This window comes from Pseudomonas sp. B6002 (assembly GCF_013385985.1).
Taxonomy (GTDB): Bacteria; Pseudomonadota; Gammaproteobacteria; order Pseudomonadales; family Pseudomonadaceae; genus Aquipseudomonas.
Genome location: NZ_JACAOY010000027.1, coordinates 148537 through 166109, shown reverse-complemented (window position 1 = coordinate 166109; position 17573 = coordinate 148537). Strand labels below are relative to the sequence as shown.

Below are 17573 nucleotides of genomic sequence, written 5' to 3'. Positions count from 1 at the left end.
CCGAGTGGTGGGGCAAGAGCGCTTTGGTTACTTTCGCGCTTTTCGAAAGTGACCCGCCGTAAGGGCGGAACCAATAGCAGCCGTTACCTAAGTAACGGATATGCACTCGATCCTAGTGGCCAGACATACCGCCTTCGCAGGCAAGTCGAACCGTCGCACCGCAGCTCCCACAGTGATGGCATTTCAACGTGAATTTTTAACCCGCCATGACCATCGGCGGCAGGGTACCGAGCAAGGAAACCGCGGCAACCGCGCCAATGCCCAGCGCCCATTCCAGCATCACGCTGGCTTTCAAACTGCCCACGCGCTCCTCGCAGCGTTCGATGCGCAGACGATTGAGCAACGCCAGGGCAAGCATCCCCAACACCAGCATCACCTTGATCAGCAGAATCAAGGCAAAGCCACTGAACAAAGGTGTCGGCCACACTTGCCCAGTCAGCACGCGCACATTGATCAGCCCGGTCACCAGCAACCCGACGACCACGCCATACCCCACACCGCTGAAGCGCCGCAGGATCGACTCCAGCCTATGACCCTGCGGTTGGCGCAGGACCAACACCAGCACCAGCAAGCCACCCAACCAGGTACCGACACACGCTAGATGCACCACCTGGTTGAGGATCAACAGTTGCCCGCTGAGCCCATCGAGCATGGCGCCGTGCCCCACCGGTGCCAGCGTCACCAGCAGCAGGGCGATCAACGGCAGGCGCAGCGCGAGCCAGGGTTTGATCAGCGCCAGCACCAGCAGCAGGTTGAACAACAGGTGCCAGGCCCACACCTGGCCAAAGAAGGTTTTACCCAACACCAACTGCACGGTGGCCGGTTGCAACGCCGCGTCCCAACTGCCCGCCATGCTGGCAGTGATCAACAGTAGCCACGCTACGCCAGAGAACAACCCGACCCAGGCCAGGGTGCGGGTGATGCGCAGCAGTTGCCGGTCCAGTGCCGGTAGCGGTTCAGCGCCGAGCAGCCAGGGCCTGAAGACACAGGCCCCGAACATCAGCAACACGACGATGAAATGCAGGAAGCGACACAGCACCAGCAGGGTCGCCATGGGTTATTGGCCGACCTTGAAGCTGTATTCACCGTTGCTCTTGTGGGTGTCGACCGACACCGCATTCCACACCACTTTGTAGTTGCCGGCAGCCAGCGGGGCGGCCGGTGTGACCACCAGGACTTTCTTGTCGGCGTCCGGCGTTTCCAGGCCCTTGATGGCGATTTCGGTGCCGTCCTTGCTCAGGGACACCTTGGTGAACGTGGCTTCGACGCCTTCGCTGAAGGTCAGGCGCAGGTCGGCTGGTGCCGCGACAGTGCTGTCGGCGGCGGGGGTGGAACTCTTGAGGTGGGCGTGGGCGAACGCTGCCGAGGCCCCCAGCAGGGAGGCGAGCAGCGCGACAGCGGTGAGGGTTTTCTTGATCAGCATGGTTCAGTACCTTCAGGTGAGGGCGTCGGTAACGCCAAGTGCAGCAAGGGAAAGGGCTTGCCTTCGCCATCCAGCGGCGAACGCGCGACCTGGGTAAAACCATAGTGCAGGTAGAACCCCACGGCCTGGGGGTTCTGTTCGTTGACGTCCACCGTCAGGGTGTCGTGGCGGGCGCGGGCGTGGTCCAGCAGTTGGCGGCCAACCCCTTGGCCACGGCGCGCAGGCTCGATGAAGAGCATCTCCACATTGTGCCCACCGGTGCCGATAAAACCGGCCACGCCGGCGCTGTCTTCATACACCCACACGTCGAGGGCGGGCATGGGCAGGTAGGTATCACGCACCAGAGGCAGCAGACGTTGAATGTCATCCTCGGGGAGGAAGTCATGGGTGGCCCGCACCGAGCGCTCCCACAGTGCTCCCAGCACTGGGTCGTCGGCGGCCACGCGAGGTCGAATAGTCATGGATTGATCCTTCATTGGGATCGCGATCCTAACCAATCCGATTTCCAGGGGAAAGGCTCGCACAGGAAGTTTCACCTGGCGTGCACGCGGCTCTTCACTCCGCCGCAAGCCTGCGCCGTTTCGTCTGGTACATGTCACCGTCTGCATGGCTGAGCAGCGTATCGGCGTCCTCACCGTCCGCTGGATAAAACGCCACGCCGATGCTGCAGGACGGCATCTTGATCCCTTCGAAGCCTGCGCCCAACGGCTCTGCCATGACCGCGAGGATCTGGGTCACTTTCGCGTAAACGGCGTCCTGGGACTGGATATCCGTCAGCAGCACCGTGAACTCATCCCCGCCCATTCGCGCCACCAGGTCGCCCTCACGCACACAGCGTTCCAGCCGTCGTGCAATCACGCAGAGCACCCGGTCGCCCACGCCATGGCCATGCACGTCGTTGATGCCCTTGAAGTCATTGACGTCCAGAAACAGCAACGCCAGGGTGCTGTTGTGCCGCTGCGCGGCTTGCAGGGCCGAATCCAGCCCGTCATTGAACAGCGAGCGGTTGGTCAGCGCCGTCAGCGGGTCGTGATGGGCGAGGAAACGCAGTTCCTCCTCGGCCTGGGTGAGGGCCGTGACGTCCCGTGCAACGCCGATCCGCGCACCCACCTCTTCGGACCAGAAGGCGGCCCACAGGATGTGCACGACGCCGCCATCCTTGCGGATATAGCGGTTGCGGAAGTCGACGTGGGGCTTGCCATTCATGACCCGCACGATCGAAGCGCGGGTGCGCGCCAGATCTTCCGGGTGCATGTAGTCGGTGATGAGCGTGCCGGTCAGTTCGTCGGCGCGATAGCCGAGCAGCGTTTCACAGGCATCGCTGACAAAAACGATCTGGTTGTTGCTTTCGACCACGAAGACCGTGTCCAGCATCAGGTGGATCAATTTTGGATAGAGGGTGTGCAGGTCGACGGCCATAGGTCAGGGGTCCGGTTCAGATGTGCCGATCATAGCCCGATCACGCAGCCTGACGCCGAGGAAAACTGCAGCCTTTGCGCCGCGAAAGCCGACCTGTCGATCAACGGCATGTCCGGGCAATCGGCTGCGTAAGCCGAAGTTGAGGCGGCAGGTGTGTGGCCTAATGTGTCTGTTCGTGATGTGATGGCGCACGTGCCGTTTGAAGCGTCCATAGACAGTGAGTGGGTTTGTAGCCTTTATGGGTAATCACAAGATCGGAATTCGTCGAGTCAACGTCGAGAAAATCCTGCTGGCGGCGGAGAAAATCTTCGCCGAAAAAGGCTATGGCAGCACCGCCATGGCCGACATTGCCGAAGAAGTGCAACTGCCGCGCTCCAACCTGCATTACTACTTCACCACCAAGAGCGAGCTGTACAGCGCGGTGCTGTTCGACCTGCTGGAAGTATGGAAGCAGGACGCCCTGAGTTTCGAAACCTTCGATGACCCACGGGTGGTGCTCAGCAGTTACATTCGCGCCAAGATGCAGCGTTCGCGCACGCGGCCGTATGGATCCAAAGTGTGGGCCAACGAGATCATCCATGGTGCACCGACCCTCGGTGAGGCGCTGGATGAAAGCCTGTATGACTGGGCCAAGATGAAGGAAGCGAAGATTCGCCAGTGGGTGGAGGACAAGCGCATCCTGCCGGTGGAGCCGTCAAGCCTGCTGTATATGATCTGGGCATCGACCCAGCACTATGCCGACTTCGATCACCAGGTGAAGATCCTGAATGACCACCAGCCGTTGTCGGACATGCAGTTTGAGAAGGCGATACAGACGGTGACGAGTGTGATTTTGCGGGGGATTGGGTTGGAGCCTTGATTTTTGTGTGAGGGCTGATGGCCCTATCGCCGGCAAGCCGGCTCCTACAGTTGGAACGCAATCCCCTGTAGGAGCCGGCTTGCCGGCGATAGCGGTCTACAGAACTACACCGCCTCCCGGTAGGGATTCCTCGGATCCTGCGTCCAATTCAAAAACGGCTTGCCGGTGTCCATCGGCACCATCTCGATACAGTCCGCCACCGGGCAGGTGATCTGGCACAGGTTGCAGCCCACGCACTCTTCATCGATCACCTCATATTTATGCGTGCCATCCGCCAGTTTCACGCTCTCGATGGCCTGGTGCGAAGTGTCCTCACAGGCGATATGGCAACGCCCACAGCCAATACAGGCCTCCTGGTCGATCTTGGCGATCACCTGGTAGTTGATATCCAGGTACTTCCAGTCCGTGGTATTGCTCACCGCTCGCCCGGAAAATGCCTGCAGGCTCGTGTAACCCTGACTGTCCATCCACCGCGACAGCCCATCCTTCATCTCCTCGACAATCCGGAACCCATGCAGCATCGCCGCCGTGCACACCTGCACCGCGCCGCAACCCAGCGCGACGAATTCCGCCGCATCGCGCCAGTTGCCGATGCCGCCAATGCCGCAAATCGGCAGGCCCTGGGTCTGCGGGTCGCGGGCGATTTCGGCAACCATGTTCAGCGCGATCGGCTTGACCGCCGAGCCGCAATAGCCGCCATGGGTGCTCTGGGTGCCGACCACCGGCAGGGCGACCATGCGCTCCAGGTCGACGCTGGTGATGGAGTTGATGGTGTTGATCAGCGACACTGCATCCGCGCCGCCGCGATACGCTGCCCGCGCCGCCACGCGGATGTCGGTGATGTTCGGCGTGAGCTTGACGATCACCGGCAGTGAACAATAGGTCTTGCACCAGCGCGTCACCTGTTCCACATACTCCGGCACCTGGCCGACCGCCGCGCCCATGCCGCGTTCGGGCATGCCATGGGGGCAGCCGAAGTTCAGCTCGATGCCATCGCAGCCGGTGGCTTCCACCAGGGGCAGGATACGTTTCCACGACTCCTCCACGCACGGCACCATCAGCGACACGATCAATGCGCGGTCTGGCCAATCCTTTTTCACCTGGGTGATTTCCCGCAGGTTGATCTCCAGGGAGCGGTCGGTGATCAGCTCGATGTTGTTGATACCCAGCACTTCACGGTTGGCGCCGTAGTGGGCCGAGTAGCGTGACGACACGTTGACCGCCGCCGGGTCTTCACCGAGGGTTTTCCACACCACGCCGCCCCAGCCGGCTTCGAAGGCGCGGACCACGTTGTAGGCCTTGTCGGTGGGCGGCGCAGAGGCCAGCCAGAAGGGGTTGGGGGCTTTGATACCGGCGAACACAATCGAGAGATCGGCCATTACGCAGCCTCCACATTCAGCATGAGTTGGGCGTGCATGGCCTCGGCGGCCAGCTTGCCGTGTTGCACCGCCTGCACGGTGAGGTCCTGGCCGAGGCTGACGCAATCGCCCCCGGCGTACACCCCTGGAACGCTGGTTTGCAGGTGTTCATCGACGAAAATCCGTTCGCCCACCCGATGCAGTTGTTGGGCCAACGGATCGTGCAGTGCCGCGCTGTCGAAGCCCTGGCCGATGGCCTTGAATATGGCATCGGCGGCCAACTCGAAGGTTTCGCCGGTGGGGTGCAGGCGACCGTTTTCCATGCGCGTGCGCAAGAAGCGCATGCCGCGCACCTGGCCCCTGTCATCCAGCAACACTTCTTCTGGCTGGGCCCAGGTCAGCAGGCGTACCTGGTTGGCCTTGGCGATGTCCTGCTCATGGTGGGTGGCGCCCATGTCCGCCAGGCCACGGCGGTACACGAGGTTGACGTCGCGAGCACCGAGGCGGGCCATTTGCACGGCCATGTCGATGGCGGTATTGCCGGCGCCGAGCACGATGCAGCGGTCGGCCAGGGGCAGTTGAGTGAGGTCATCGGCCTGGCGCAGTTCACGGATGTAGTCGGTGGCGGCGAGCAGGCCGGGGGCGTCTTCATGGGGCAGGCCGAGTTGTTTGCTCGCGGCCAGGCCGAGGCCGAGGAACACCGCGTCGAATTGCTGGTGCAGTTCGCTCAAGGTGAGGTTGTCGCCCAGGCGTTGGCCGTGGCGAATCTCAATGCCGCCGATCTGCAGCAGGAAATCCAGCTCCTTCTGGGCGAAGTCATCCACCAGCTTGTACTTGGCGATCCCGTATTCATTCAGGCCACCGGCTTTTTCCCGGGCTTCGAAGATCACCACGTCATGGCCATGCAACGCACTGCGGTGGGCACAGGCCAGGCCCGCAGGTCCCGCGCCGACCACGGCGATGCGCTTGCCGGTCGACGCGGCGCGATGAAATGGATGCTCGGTGAAGTGTGCGTTGTCCACCGCGTAGCGCTGCAACAAACCGATCAGCACCGGGGCGCATTCTTCGGCGTTGTTACGCACACAGGCCTGCTGGCAGAGGATTTCGGTGGGGCACACCCGCGCACAACTGCCGCCGAGGATGTTGGCCGAGAGGATCTTCTGCGCGGCGCCTTGGACGTTTTCGGTGTGGATGTTGCGGATGAACGATGGGATGTCGATCTCGCTGGGGCACGCGTTGACGCACGGCGCGTCGTAGCAATACAGGCAGCGCGAGGCTTCCAGTTGGGCCTGGCGCGCGTTGAGCGGCGGAGCCAGGTCGGTGAAGTGGCTGGCGAGTGTTGCCCCGTCTTCATGGGGATGGGGGAGGTGGGTCAGGGTCTGGATCACGGGTTTGGCCTCACGGTGATTGAGGTGCTGCCTCTGATGGGCATTGGTTTTTGTGTTGCCTGTGCTGGCCTCATCGCAGGCAAGCCAGCTCCCACAGTGGAATGGGTTCACATCGTTCGATGTGTGAATACAGTCAAATGTGGGAGCTGGCTTGCCTGCGAAGGCGGCCTCAGCGTTTCACAGCCGTGGGCCTGGAATGCTCAGCCCGCTTGCTCAACTGCTCAAACACCGCCGGATACGCCGGCCGCTCCACATACCGCCCGGCCCCGCGTTCAGCCCGCAAGTCACCGTCGGCCCACACCAGCTTGCCCTGGCTGATGGTGTGGCTCGGCACGCCGCGCACGGTCTTGCCTTCGAAGATGTTGAAGTCGACTTGCTGGTGGTGGGTCTTGGCGGAAATGGTCCGCGTGCCCTCGGGGTCCCACAGCACCAGGTCGGCATCGGCGCCGACGCGGATCGCGCCTTTGCGGGGGTAGAGGTTGAAGATCTTGGCGGTGTTGGTGGAGGTCAGTGCAACGAATTCCTGCATCGACAAGCGACCGCTGTTCACGCCTTCATCCCACAGCACCGCCATGCGGTCTTCGATACCTGCCGTGCCGTTGGGGATCTTGCTGAAGTCGTCACGGCCAGCGGCTTTTTGTTCGGCGCAGAAGCAGCAGTGGTCGGTGGCGGTGGTGTGCAGGTTGCCCGATTGCAGGCCATGCCACAGCGCTTCCTGGTGCCCACGCGGGCGGAAGGGCGGGCTCATCACGTAGCCGGCGGCGGTCTGCCAGTCGGGGTGCTGGTACACGCTGTCGTCCAGCAGCAGGTGGCCGGCGAGCACTTCGCCATAGACCGGCTGGCCTTTGCTGCGGGCGTAGGTGATTTCATCCAAGGCTTCCTTGGTCGAGACGTGTACGAGGTACAACGGCGTACCAATGGTTTCGGCAATGCGGATCGCCCGGCTGGCCGCTTCGCCCTCAACCTGGGAGGGACGCGACAACGGGTGCGCTTCCGGCCCGGTGATGCCCTGGGCCATCAGCTTGCGCTGCAGGTGATACACCAGCTCGCCGTTTTCGGCATGCACGGTGGGCACGGCGCCCAGTTCCAGGCAGCGCTCGAAGCTCGCCACCAGGGTGTCGTCGGCCGCCATGATCGCGTTCTTGTAGGCCATGAAATGCTTGAAGCTGTTGATGCCGTGGTGGCTGACCAGCTCGGCCATTTCTTCGCGCACCTGCTCGCTCCACCAGGTGATTGCCACGTGAAAGCCGTAGTCGGAGGCGGACTTTTGCGCCCAGCCGCGCCACTGATGAAACGCCTCCAGCAAGGACTGCTGCGGGTTGGGGATTACAAAGTCGATGATCGAGGTGGTGCCACCGGCCAGGCCAGCGGCGGTGCCGCTGAAAAAATCTTCACTGGCCACGGTGCCCATGAAGGGCAGTTGCATGTGGGTGTGGGGATCGATGCCGCCCGGCATCAAGTATTGGCCGCTGCCATCGAGTACTTCAGTGCCGGCGGGAATATCCAGGTTCGTGCCAATGGCCCGAATTAGACCGCCTGCGCATAAAACATCGGCGCGGTAACTTTCATCATGGGTAATAACGGTGGCGCCACGGATCAACAGCGACATGTCGAGTTCCTCACAGGCTTGACCGGCTTGTGCCAGTTCTAAGTGTTGTAATGCTGCTTACCGATGGTCGGTTAATTCCTGTCATCGGTGACAGGAATAGAAACTAGCCCGAGTTTTTAGATTGGGCAAGAAGATTTTTTATAAGCTTATATCGTATTTAAAGTATTGATTTATAAGGTTTAAAAACGATTTTCACCAAAATGAAGCGCCGTCTCACCATTTTGACGCACTTGACAGGTTCTTAAATTGAGCAACATTTCTTATTGCAAATCAGACGCTTGAGACATGCCACTTGACGGGCATGGGAAATAAAAATAATTGTGTTGCACCAGATTGAGTCCTGACAGTTCGAATAACTTGCGCGTTATCTAGCCTGAGTCACGCAGCAAGTACCCAGGGCCCAATCGGAAAGCTGATAAACATCAGTACGTTATATAAGCGGTGCGGTTTCGGTAACGGTTGTCGGCACGGTTATTGAGTGCAGTGGCGGCTGGCCGGGCCCGTGATGTCATGTTGTTTACGAGGTACTCCGGCCACCCGGCGTGATGCGTTGGGTGAGCAAAAATAATTCGAAAAACCGTGGAGCGGCCATGCAACAGAACAGATCGCAAGTCATTGAGCGCAACGGCCTGTACGAACTCGACGCCGGCCCCGACGTCCTCGACAGCCCTCGCTACAACCACGACATGGCACCGACCAAGGTGCATGAACGAACCTGGAACAAATGGCACATCACCGCCCTGTGGGTGGGTATGTCGATCTGCGTGCCCACCTACACCTTGGGCGGGGTGCTCACGGCGTATTTCGGCTTGTCGGTGGGCGAGGCGCTGATGGCGATCTTGCTCGCGAACATCGTGGTGCTGATCCCGCTGACCCTCAACGCCTTCCCCGGCACCAAGTACGGCATTCCGTTCCCGGTGTTGTTGCGGTCCTCCTTTGGCATCCTCGGCTCCAACGTGCCGTGCCTGATCCGCGCGCTGGTGGCCTGTGGCTGGTTCGGCATCCAGACGATGTTCGGCGGGCTGGCGATCCACCTGTTCCTGGGTTCGATCTTCGAGGGCTGGAAGTCCCTCGGCGGCACCGGCGAGGTGATCGGCTTCATGATCTTCTGGACGCTGAACCTGTGGGTGGTGCTGCGCGGCGCCGAGTCGATCAAGCGCCTGGAAACCCTCTCGGCACCGCTGCTGGTGGCGGTGGGCATCGGCCTGCTGGTATGGGCGATGCCCAATGTGTCGATCAGCGAGTTGATGGCGATCCCGCCCAAGCGCCCCGAAGGCGCGAGCCTCACCGGTTACTTCATGGCCGGCCTTACCGCCATGGTCGGCTTCTGGGCCACCCTGTCGCTGAATATTCCGGACTTCAGCCGCTACGCCAAAAGCCAGAAGGACCAGATCCTCGGGCAGATTTTCGGCCTGCCGCTGACCATGTTCCTGTTCGCCGCCCTCGGCGTGATCATGACCGCCGCGTCGGTGAAACTGGTGGGCGTGAGCGTGTCCGACCCAGTGACCCTGATCGGGCATATCCAGAGCCCGGTGTGGGTGGCCATTGCCATGGCGCTGATCATTATCGCCACCTTGTCCACCAACACCGCGGCGAACATCGTCTCGCCCACCAACGACTTCCAGAACATCGCGCCGAAGCTGATCAACCGCACCACGGCGGTGATCCTCACCGGGCTGGTGGGGCTGGCGCTGATGGGGCATGAGCTGCTGAAAAAGCTGGGGCTGATCGTGTCCGATGTGAGCCTGGAGACGGTGTATTCCAACTGGTTGCTGGGCTACTCCAGCCTGCTGGGGCCTATCGCCGGGATCATGGTGGTGGACTATTTCATCACCCGCAAACAGCAACTGGACCTGGCCGGTTTGTACCGCGATGACGTGTACCCGGCGTGGAACTGGAGCGGCTTCATTGCCTTCGGCGTGCCGGTGGTACTGACGCTGTTGTCCCTGGGCAGCGATGCGTTCAGCTGGTTCTACAGCTATGGCTGGTTCACCGGATCGGCGTTGGGCGGCTTGATGTATTACGGCCTGAATGCCAAGCGAGCGGCCCCTCCAGTCACCGCCAAATCCCCGTTGTAAATACGGTCAATGTGGGAGCTGGCTTGTCGGGTCGCCGCATCGCTGCGATAGCGGTGTATCAGTTGATCCTGTTTTAGCAGACAGTCCGCCATCGCAGGCAAGCCAGCTCCCACACAAGCCCGTTCAACCTATAAAAATGTAGCCTGAGGAGATCCCCATGAACGCTGCCCTCGACGTTCTGCAATCCACCCATCAGCACATCAACCGCGACCGTTTGTGGCAGTCCCTGATGGACCTGGCCAAGCTCGGTGCCACGCCCAAGGGCGGCGTGTGTCGCCTGGCCCTGACCGACCTCGATCGCAAGGCCCGCGACCTGTTCGTGCAATGGTGCGAAGCGGCGGGCTGCACGGTCACCGTCGACGGTATCGGCAATATTTTTGCCCGCCGCCCCGGGCGCAACCCCAACCTGCCACCGGTGATGACCGGCAGCCATATCGACACCCAGCCCACCGGAGGCAAGTTCGACGGCTGCTTCGGCGTGCTGGCCGGCGTGGAAGTGTTGCGCACCCTCAACGATCTGAAGGTGGAAACCGAGGCACCGCTGGAAGTGGTGGTGTGGACCAATGAAGAGGGCTCGCGCTTCCCGCCGTGCATGATGGGCTCGGGGGTGTTTGCCGAAAAATTCACCCTGGCCGATACCCTGGCCAAGGTCGATGCCGACGGCGTCAGCGTGGGTGATGCGTTGAATGCGATTGGCTATGCGGGAACGCGTGCCGTCAGCGGGCACAAAGTCGGTGCTTATTTTGAAGCGCACATTGAGCAAGGCCCGATCCTTGAGGATGAACAGAAAACCATCGGCGTGGTGCTGGGGGCGCTGGGCCAGAAGTGGTTCGACCTGAAACTGCGCGGCGTGGAAGCCCACGCGGGACCTACCCCGATGCACCTGCGCAAGGATGCCCTGGTGGGTGCGGCGGCGGTGGTCGCGGCGGTGAATGCGGCGGCGCTGGGCCATCAGCCGCACGCGTGTGGCACCGTGGGGTGCCTGCAGGCGTATCCGGGGTCGCGCAATGTGATTCCGGGCGAGGTGCGCATGACCCTGGATTTCCGTCACCTGGAGCCGGCACGTTTGGACTCGATGATTGCCCAAGTACGCAAGGTGATCGATGAGACCTGCGCCAAACATGGCTTGAGTTTTGAAATGGAGCCCACAGCGGACTTCCCGCCGTTGTACTTCGACAAAGGCTGTGTGGACGCCGTGCGTGATGCGGCGAATGGGCTGGGCTTGTCGAACATGGACATCGTCAGCGGGGCAGGGCACGACGCGATCTTCGTCGCCGAGCTCGGCCCGGCCGGGATGATTTTTGTGCCGTGTGAGGGGGGCATCAGCCATAACGAAATCGAGAACGCCGCCCCGGATGACCTGGCAGCGGGGTGTGCGGTGTTGTTGCGGGCGATGGTTGCTGCGTCTGCCGCGATTGCCAGCGGCAAGCTCGCTGCCTGAATCACCACCCACTGTAGGAGCCGGCTTGCCGGCGATAGCGGAGTGTCAGGCAAAGCAATGCTGCCTGGTTTATCGCCATCGCCGGCAAGCCGGCTCCTACAGGTGATTACGGGGTGTCAGGAGGAGGGTTGCCAGCCGCCGCCCAACGCTGTGACTAAACCGACGCTGGCTTGCAACTGCCGCGTCTGCACCGCCTGCAACGTGCGCTGTGCCTGCAACGCGGCGGTCTGCGCGGTCACCACATCCAGGTAACTCACTGCCCCTGCCTGGTAACTGTTCATCGCCAGCGCCTGGGTATGCTGCGCCGCATCCGCCGCGGCTTGTTCATCCTGGGCTTCCTGCTGCAAATCCCGCAGTTGCGCCAGGTTATCTTCCACCTCGCGGATGGCTTTCAACACGTGGCTGCGGTACTGCGCCGAGGCCTCTTCGAATTCGGCCTTGGCCTGACGCTCATTGGCGCTCAAACGGCCGCCATCGAAGATCGGTAAATTGACCAACGGCCCTAGCGCCCAATAACGATTACCCGCCGACAACAGGTTGCCCACCCCTTGGGTCTGCCCGCCAATCAAACCGGTGAGGCTGAAATCCGGGTACCAGGCCGCCTTGGCCACGCCGATGTTGGCGTTGGCGGCAAACACCCGGCGTTCCGCCGCAGCAATGTCCGGGCGCCGTTGCAGCAGGTGGCTCGGCAGCTGCGATGGAATGCCAGGCAACGCGATCAATTGCTGGCTCGGCGGCAGTGTGAAGGTGCTCGCGGCTACCCCCACCAGTTCGCCAATCGCATGCTCGGTGAGGTTGCGCTGGGCCCGCACTTCATCCAGCTGGGCCTTGGCTTCGGCCAGCTGGTTTTGCGCGCGGGTCAGGTCCAGCTCCGAGGCAATCTGGCCTTCGTAGCGGCTGCGGGTCAGTTGCAACGCCTGGCTGAAATCGTCCAGCGAGCTGTTGAGAATCCGCGCCTGGGCATCCAGGCCGTTGAGCTGCACGTACAAGGTCGCCAACTGATGCTGCAGGCTCAAGCGCGCCACGGCCAGGTCATCGCCAGAGGCTTGCGCCTGGGCATCGCCGGCCGCGACCTGGTTGCGGATCTTGCCCCACAGGTCCAAGTCATAGCTCAACGAAAACCCGGCGGTGTTGCTGTTGTACACCGACGGCTGTGTGCTGCCACGCAACGGTCGTGTGTCCGATTGCCGCTGGCGCAGGGGTTGTGCGCTGGCGGTGATCTGCGGGAACAAGCCGGCATGCAGCTGGCTGGCATAGGCCTGGGATGCATCAAAGTGCGCCAACGCTGCGGCCAGGTCCGGGTTGGCCTTGAGCAGTTGTTGTTGCAGCGCGCTCAGGCGCGGGTCGTTGTAAAGCTTCCACCATTCGGGCGCCAACTGGTCGGACGGCTGCGCGCTGTGCCACGGGCCGTCGCTGGTCTGTTCGCGATAGCTGGCGGGCAGGTCCACGCTTGGCACCTTGTAGGTGGGCGCCATCGAGCAGCCTTGCAATGCCAGCAGCATCAAGGCCGCGAGGGGCTTAAGCCTTGGGCGCATGCGCACCTCCGGCGGCGTCGGCCAGTTGCACCGGGTCACCTTCGCGCAGGGCATCGGGCGGGTTGTCGACGATGCGGTCGGCGGGCTTGAGGCCCTGGTCGATCACCAGGCGTTCGCCGAGGTCGAGGCCGATGTGGATGTTTTGCAGGTGCACATGGTTCTGCGCGTCCAGCACCGCCACTTGGGTGCCTTGGGCGCGGAAGATCAACGCGCTGGCCGGGATGCTCACGCCGTGGGTGTCGGCCGGGATCGGCAGCGTGGCTTCGGCGTAGTCACCGGGCAGCAATTCACCGTTGGGGTTATCGGCCACGAACTGCGCGAGCAAGGTGCCGGAACGCCGATCGATGGCGGTGGAGTCACCGATCAGGCGCGCCTTGAAGTGCTCGCCCGGGTGTTCCGGCACGGTCAGTTCAGCTTCGAGGCCTGGGTGGATCACTGCCGCATAGTTCTGCGGCACCGGCACGTACAGGCGTAGTTGGTGGGTATCGGCAATGTTGAACAGCTCCGGGTCGCTGTCGGTATCGGCCTTGATCAACTGGCCGATATCGGTGTTGCGCGCGGTGATGGTGCCAGCGAATGGAGCGCGGATGGTCTTGTAGCTTTCCAGTGCCGACAGCCGTGCATAGTCGGCAGCGGCGGCTTCGGCATTGGCTTTGGCTGCGGCGGCGTTAGAGGTTTTTTCATCGGCTTCCTGGCGCGACACCGAATGGCTGGCCAACAGGTTTTGCCAGCGCGTGGCGGTGGTCTCCGCCAGGCGCGCATTGGCTTGCTCCTGCATCAACCGGGCGTGGGTTTGCGCCAGTTGCTGGTCCAGGTCCGGGCTGTCGATTTCGGCGAGGACTTGCCCGGCTTTGACTTGGGTGCCGATGTCGGCTTTCCAGTCCTTGAGATAGCCACTGACCCGGGCATGAATCGGCGCTTTGCTCCAGGCCTCCAGGTGCGCCGGCAAGCGCAGCGTGTCACCCGCAGCGTTTTGCTTGGGCTGGAACACCATCACTTGGGGGATGGCGGCGGTTTCCGTCCAGGCGGTCACCGATTGTTCGTGCATCGTGCGGGCGTGCAGGCCGTTGGCGACCAACAGGGCGGCCAGAGTCAGGCCGCCGACACCCATGAGCATCAGACGCTTGCGCGAGGGTTTGTGATCAGACGACATGTGAAGTTTCTCCAGCAACAGCGCGAGTAGGATGACGCCCGTGGACCAGGCTGAAGACCACGGGAACAAACAGCAGGGTGGCGACGGTGGCGAAGATCAAACCACCGATCACCGCCCGGCCGAGGGGGGCGTTTTGTTCTTGGGAAATCGCCAGTGGCAGCATGCCGATGATCATGGCCAAGGCGGTCATGCACACCGGGCGAAAGCGTGTGTAGCCGGCTTCCATCGCGGCCTTGAGTGCATCGCCATGTTCGGCCAGGCGCTCACGGCAGAAGCTCACCACCAGGATCGAGTTGGCCGTGGCCACGCCCATGCACAGGATGGCCCCGGTGAGGGCCGGCACTGACAACGATGTGCCGCTGAGGAACAACATCCACACGATGCCGGCCAATGCGGCGGGCAGTGCGGTGATGATCACAAACGGGTCGGCCCAGGACTGGAAGTTGACCACGATCAGCAGGTAGATCAGCACCACCGCGCCGAGCAGGCCAAAGCTCAGGCCGCTGAAGGCTTCATGCAATGCATCGATCTGCCCGTGCAGGCTGATCACCGCGCCTTTGGGGCGCATGGAGGCGGTGTCATCCAGCACTTTTTGCACGTCGCGGGCGACGCCGCCCAAGTCACGCCCTTGCACGTTGGCGTACAGGTCCAGGGTCGGTTCGATGTTGTAGTGGGTCACCACCGCCGGGCTCTGCACCCGCGAGATGGTGGCCACGCCGCCGAGGATTTGCGACTGGCCATCGGCACCGGTCACCGGCAAGGCTTCCAGGGTCGGCAGGCTGTCGAGACGGTACTGCGGGGTGGCGGCGACGATTGAGTACGACACGCCGTTGGCCGGGTTGAGCCAGAACGTCGGTGCCACCTGGGAGCTGCCGGCGAGGGACGCGACCATGCTGTTGGTCACGTCACGCTCGGTGATGCCCAGGCCATTGGCGCGCATGCGATCCACGTTCACTTGCAGCGACGGGTAGCCGGTGGACTGCTGGATGCGCAGGTCGGCGATGCCCGGTACGTGTTGCAGGCGACGCTCCAGTTCCACCGCGTAGGCGCGGTTTTCTTCATCGCTGCGCCCGGAGATTTTCACGTCCAGCGGGGCGGGTGCGCCGAAGTTGAGGATCTGGCTGCTGATGTCGGCGGGCAGGAAGGCGAAGTGGCTGCCGGGAAAGCTTTCGGGCAGGGCTTCGCGCAGCTTCTTCACGTAGTCGGCAGTCGGCGCATGGTCCTTTTTCAAGGTGACCTGGATGTCGCCATCCTGTGGGCCGATGGTGCCGCTGCTGCTGTAGGCCATGTCGATGCCGCTGAGGGGAATGCCGATGTTATCGACAATGGTGTCGAGTTCTTCGGCCGGGATCACCTCGCGGATCCGCGCTTCAATGCGGTCGAAGGCGGCCGCGCTTTCTTCGATGCGCGTGCCCAGTGGCAGGCGCACGTGCAGGGCGAGGGCGCCGGCGTCGGTGGCCGGGAAGAAGTCCTGGCCCAGGCTTGGCAGCAACAGGAACGAGGCGAGTACGCAGGCCAGGAACCCGACGATGAAGCGCTTGCGATGGTCCAGCGCCAAGGTCAGCAGACCGTGGTAGGTGTCGCGGATATTCGAGAAGTGGCGCTCGAAACCCTGCTGGAAATTCAGCACCGCTTGCAGCACGGCATTGCGCGGTTTGGTGTGCTGCTCGCCCTCGTGATGGTTGATGAACTCATCTTCCGGGTGATGCCCCGGCCCTTGCTCCGGCACATGGGGCTTGAGCAGGAACATCGCCAGGGTCGGCACCAGCGTGCGCGACAGGATGAACGAGCTGGCCATGGCAAAGATCACCGCCAGGGCCATCGGCCGGAACAGGTAGCCGGCGATGCCTTGCAGCAGGAACATCGGCACGAACACGATGCAGATGCACAGCAGCGAGACAAACGCCGGGCCGACGATTTGCGCGGCGCCGTCGAGGATCGCGGTTTTCACCGCCTTGCCTTGTTCCAGGTGCCAGTTGATGTTTTCGATGGTCACCGTGGCGTCGTCCACCAGAATCCCCACCGCCAACGCCAGCCCACCCAGGGTCATGACGTTGAGGGTTTGCCCTGTGGCGGCCAGCAGGGCGATGGCCGAGAGCACGGCCAGGGGAATCGAGGCGGCGATGATCAGCGTCGACCGCCAGCTGCCGAGGAACAGCAGGATCATCGCACTGGTCAGCAGGGCGGCGATGATGCCTTCCTGGGCCACGCTGCCCACCGACTCTTTGACGAACACCGAGGCGTCACCCAGCAGTGAGGTCTTCAGCGACGGTGGCAGGGTTTCGTTGATGCGCGGCAGCATCTGGCGGATGCCGTCGATGATCGACAGGGTGGAGATGCTGCCGTTTTTCAGCGCCGGCATCAGCACGGCGCGGTGGCCGTCGACGCGCACGATGTTGGTCTGCGGTGGTGAGCCGTCACGCACGTGGGCCACCTGGCCGATGGTGATCAGCGCACCGTCGACGGTCTTGATCGGCAGGTCGTTGAGTTCATCGATCGCCTTGGGGCTGTTGTTGAGCAGGATTGTGTATTCGTTGGGGCCGAGCTTGGCGGTGCCCACCGGGATGATCTGGTTCTGCAGCGCGAGCGCGTTGCCCACGTCCTGGGCCGACAAACCTTTGGCCGCGAGCGCCTGCGGGTCGAGGTCCAGCGTGATCTGGCGTTGCTTGCCGCCCATTGGCGTGGGCATGGCCAGGCCGGGCAGGGCGCTCAGGGGCAGGCGGATGTTGTTCTGCACCAGGTCGCGGATCTTGGCCTCCGAGAGGCTGGGGCTGGAGAACGCCAGTTGCAGGATCGGCACCGTGGAAGCGCTGTAGTTGAGGATCAGCGGTGGCGTGATGCCCGGTGGCATTTGCTTGAGGACGGTTTGTGAAACGGCCGTCACTTGGGCGTTGGCGGTGCGGATGTCCACGCCCGGTTGGAAAAAGATCTTGACGATGCCCATGCCGGGCAGCGATTGCGATTCGATGTGTTCGATGTCGTTGACGGTGGTGCTCAGGGAGCGTTCGTAGGTGTAGATCACCCGACCGGCCATGGCGTCCGGCGACAGGCCGTTGTACTGCCAGACCACGGCGACCACGGGGATGCCGATATCGGGGAAAACATCCGTAGGGGTTCGCAGGGCCGCCATCGGCCCGATGATGCAGATGAATATGGCCAACACGATAAACGTGTACGGCTTTTGCAGTGCGGTCTTTACCAGCCCGAGCATGCGTGAACCTCCATTGGAGCAGGATTGCAAACCCCGGCAGTCTTGCCCGACCCACCTAACACGCGCCTTTCAGCGAGGTGAAGGAACATTTAGTTAAGG

Annotated in this window: 13 protein-coding genes; 3 read left to right on the top strand and 10 right to left on the bottom strand. The window is 62.4% G+C overall.

Annotation, left to right across the window (positions count from 1 at the left end; translation table 11 throughout):
• Positions 1–196: 196 nt before the first annotated feature.
• The 4 genes from copD to HX792_RS26915 all read right to left on the bottom strand — a co-directional run bounded on the left by copD (position 197) and on the right by HX792_RS26915 (position 2842).
• Complete coding sequence (copD, locus tag HX792_RS26930) at positions 197–1054, bottom strand: copper homeostasis membrane protein CopD (protein ID WP_176998919.1); 858 nt, start codon at positions 1052–1054, stop codon at positions 197–199.
• Between the two features lie 3 nt (positions 1055–1057).
• Positions 1058–1423: a copper homeostasis periplasmic binding protein CopC gene (gene copC, locus HX792_RS26925; RefSeq protein ID WP_176998918.1), complete on the bottom strand. Its 366-nt coding sequence runs from the start codon at positions 1421–1423 to the stop codon at positions 1058–1060.
• Positions 1417–1884, bottom strand: coding sequence for a GNAT family N-acetyltransferase (locus HX792_RS26920; RefSeq protein ID WP_176998917.1), 468 nt, complete (start codon positions 1882–1884; stop codon positions 1417–1419). Before HX792_RS26920 ends, copC begins: the two co-directional genes overlap by 7 nt.
• 94 nt (positions 1885–1978) lie before the next feature.
• Positions 1979–2842 (bottom strand): sensor domain-containing diguanylate cyclase, encoded by an 864-nt coding sequence (locus HX792_RS26915; protein WP_176998916.1) that lies wholly within the window; start codon positions 2840–2842, stop codon positions 1979–1981.
• Positions 2843–3080: 238 nt separating this feature from the next.
• Between HX792_RS26915 and HX792_RS26910 the strand changes: the two genes are divergently transcribed.
• On the top strand, positions 3081–3701 hold the full coding sequence (locus tag HX792_RS26910) for a TetR/AcrR family transcriptional regulator (RefSeq protein ID WP_025854871.1): 621 nt from the start codon (positions 3081–3083) through the stop codon (positions 3699–3701).
• Between the two features lie 104 nt (positions 3702–3805).
• Here the strand turns inward: HX792_RS26910 and preA are convergent, their stop codons facing one another.
• The 3 genes from preA to hydA form a co-directional block, all read right to left on the bottom strand.
• Positions 3806–5080, bottom strand: a complete 1275-nt coding sequence (gene preA / locus HX792_RS26905) for an NAD-dependent dihydropyrimidine dehydrogenase subunit PreA (RefSeq protein WP_176998915.1) — start codon at positions 5078–5080, stop codon at positions 3806–3808.
• Positions 5080–6447: an NAD(P)-dependent oxidoreductase gene (locus HX792_RS26900; protein WP_176998914.1), complete on the bottom strand. Its 1368-nt coding sequence runs from the start codon at positions 6445–6447 to the stop codon at positions 5080–5082. Before HX792_RS26900 ends, preA begins: the two co-directional genes overlap by 1 nt.
• Before the next feature lie 169 nt (positions 6448–6616).
• Complete coding sequence (gene hydA / locus HX792_RS26895; RefSeq protein ID WP_176998913.1) at positions 6617–8056, bottom strand: dihydropyrimidinase; 1440 nt, start codon at positions 8054–8056, stop codon at positions 6617–6619.
• Between the two features lie 590 nt (positions 8057–8646).
• Here hydA and HX792_RS26890 point away from each other — a divergent pair.
• Positions 8647–10134: an NCS1 family nucleobase:cation symporter-1 gene (locus tag HX792_RS26890; RefSeq protein WP_176998912.1), complete on the top strand. Its 1488-nt coding sequence runs from the start codon at positions 8647–8649 to the stop codon at positions 10132–10134.
• A 157-nt stretch (positions 10135–10291) separates the two neighbouring features.
• Complete coding sequence (locus tag HX792_RS26885; protein ID WP_176998911.1) at positions 10292–11575, top strand: Zn-dependent hydrolase; 1284 nt, start codon at positions 10292–10294, stop codon at positions 11573–11575.
• A 116-nt stretch (positions 11576–11691) separates the two neighbouring features.
• Here HX792_RS26885 and HX792_RS26880 read toward each other — a convergent pair whose 3' ends face one another.
• Genes HX792_RS26880 through HX792_RS26870 form a run of 3 tightly spaced genes read right to left on the bottom strand, consistent with a single transcriptional unit; the run spans position 11692 to position 17474 of the window.
• The gene (locus HX792_RS26880) at positions 11692–13110 is read right to left on the bottom strand and encodes an efflux transporter outer membrane subunit (protein ID WP_176998910.1); all 1419 of its coding nucleotides are present in this window, start codon (positions 13108–13110) and stop codon (positions 11692–11694) included.
• The gene (locus tag HX792_RS26875; RefSeq protein ID WP_176998909.1) at positions 13094–14263 is read right to left on the bottom strand and encodes an efflux RND transporter periplasmic adaptor subunit; all 1170 of its coding nucleotides are present in this window, start codon (positions 14261–14263) and stop codon (positions 13094–13096) included. The genes HX792_RS26880 and HX792_RS26875 overlap by 17 nt, the downstream gene beginning before the upstream one ends.
• The gene (locus HX792_RS26870; protein ID WP_176998908.1) at positions 14253–17474 is read right to left on the bottom strand and encodes an efflux RND transporter permease subunit; all 3222 of its coding nucleotides are present in this window, start codon (positions 17472–17474) and stop codon (positions 14253–14255) included. The genes HX792_RS26875 and HX792_RS26870 overlap by 11 nt, the downstream gene beginning before the upstream one ends.
• Positions 17475–17573 lie beyond the last annotated feature (99 nt).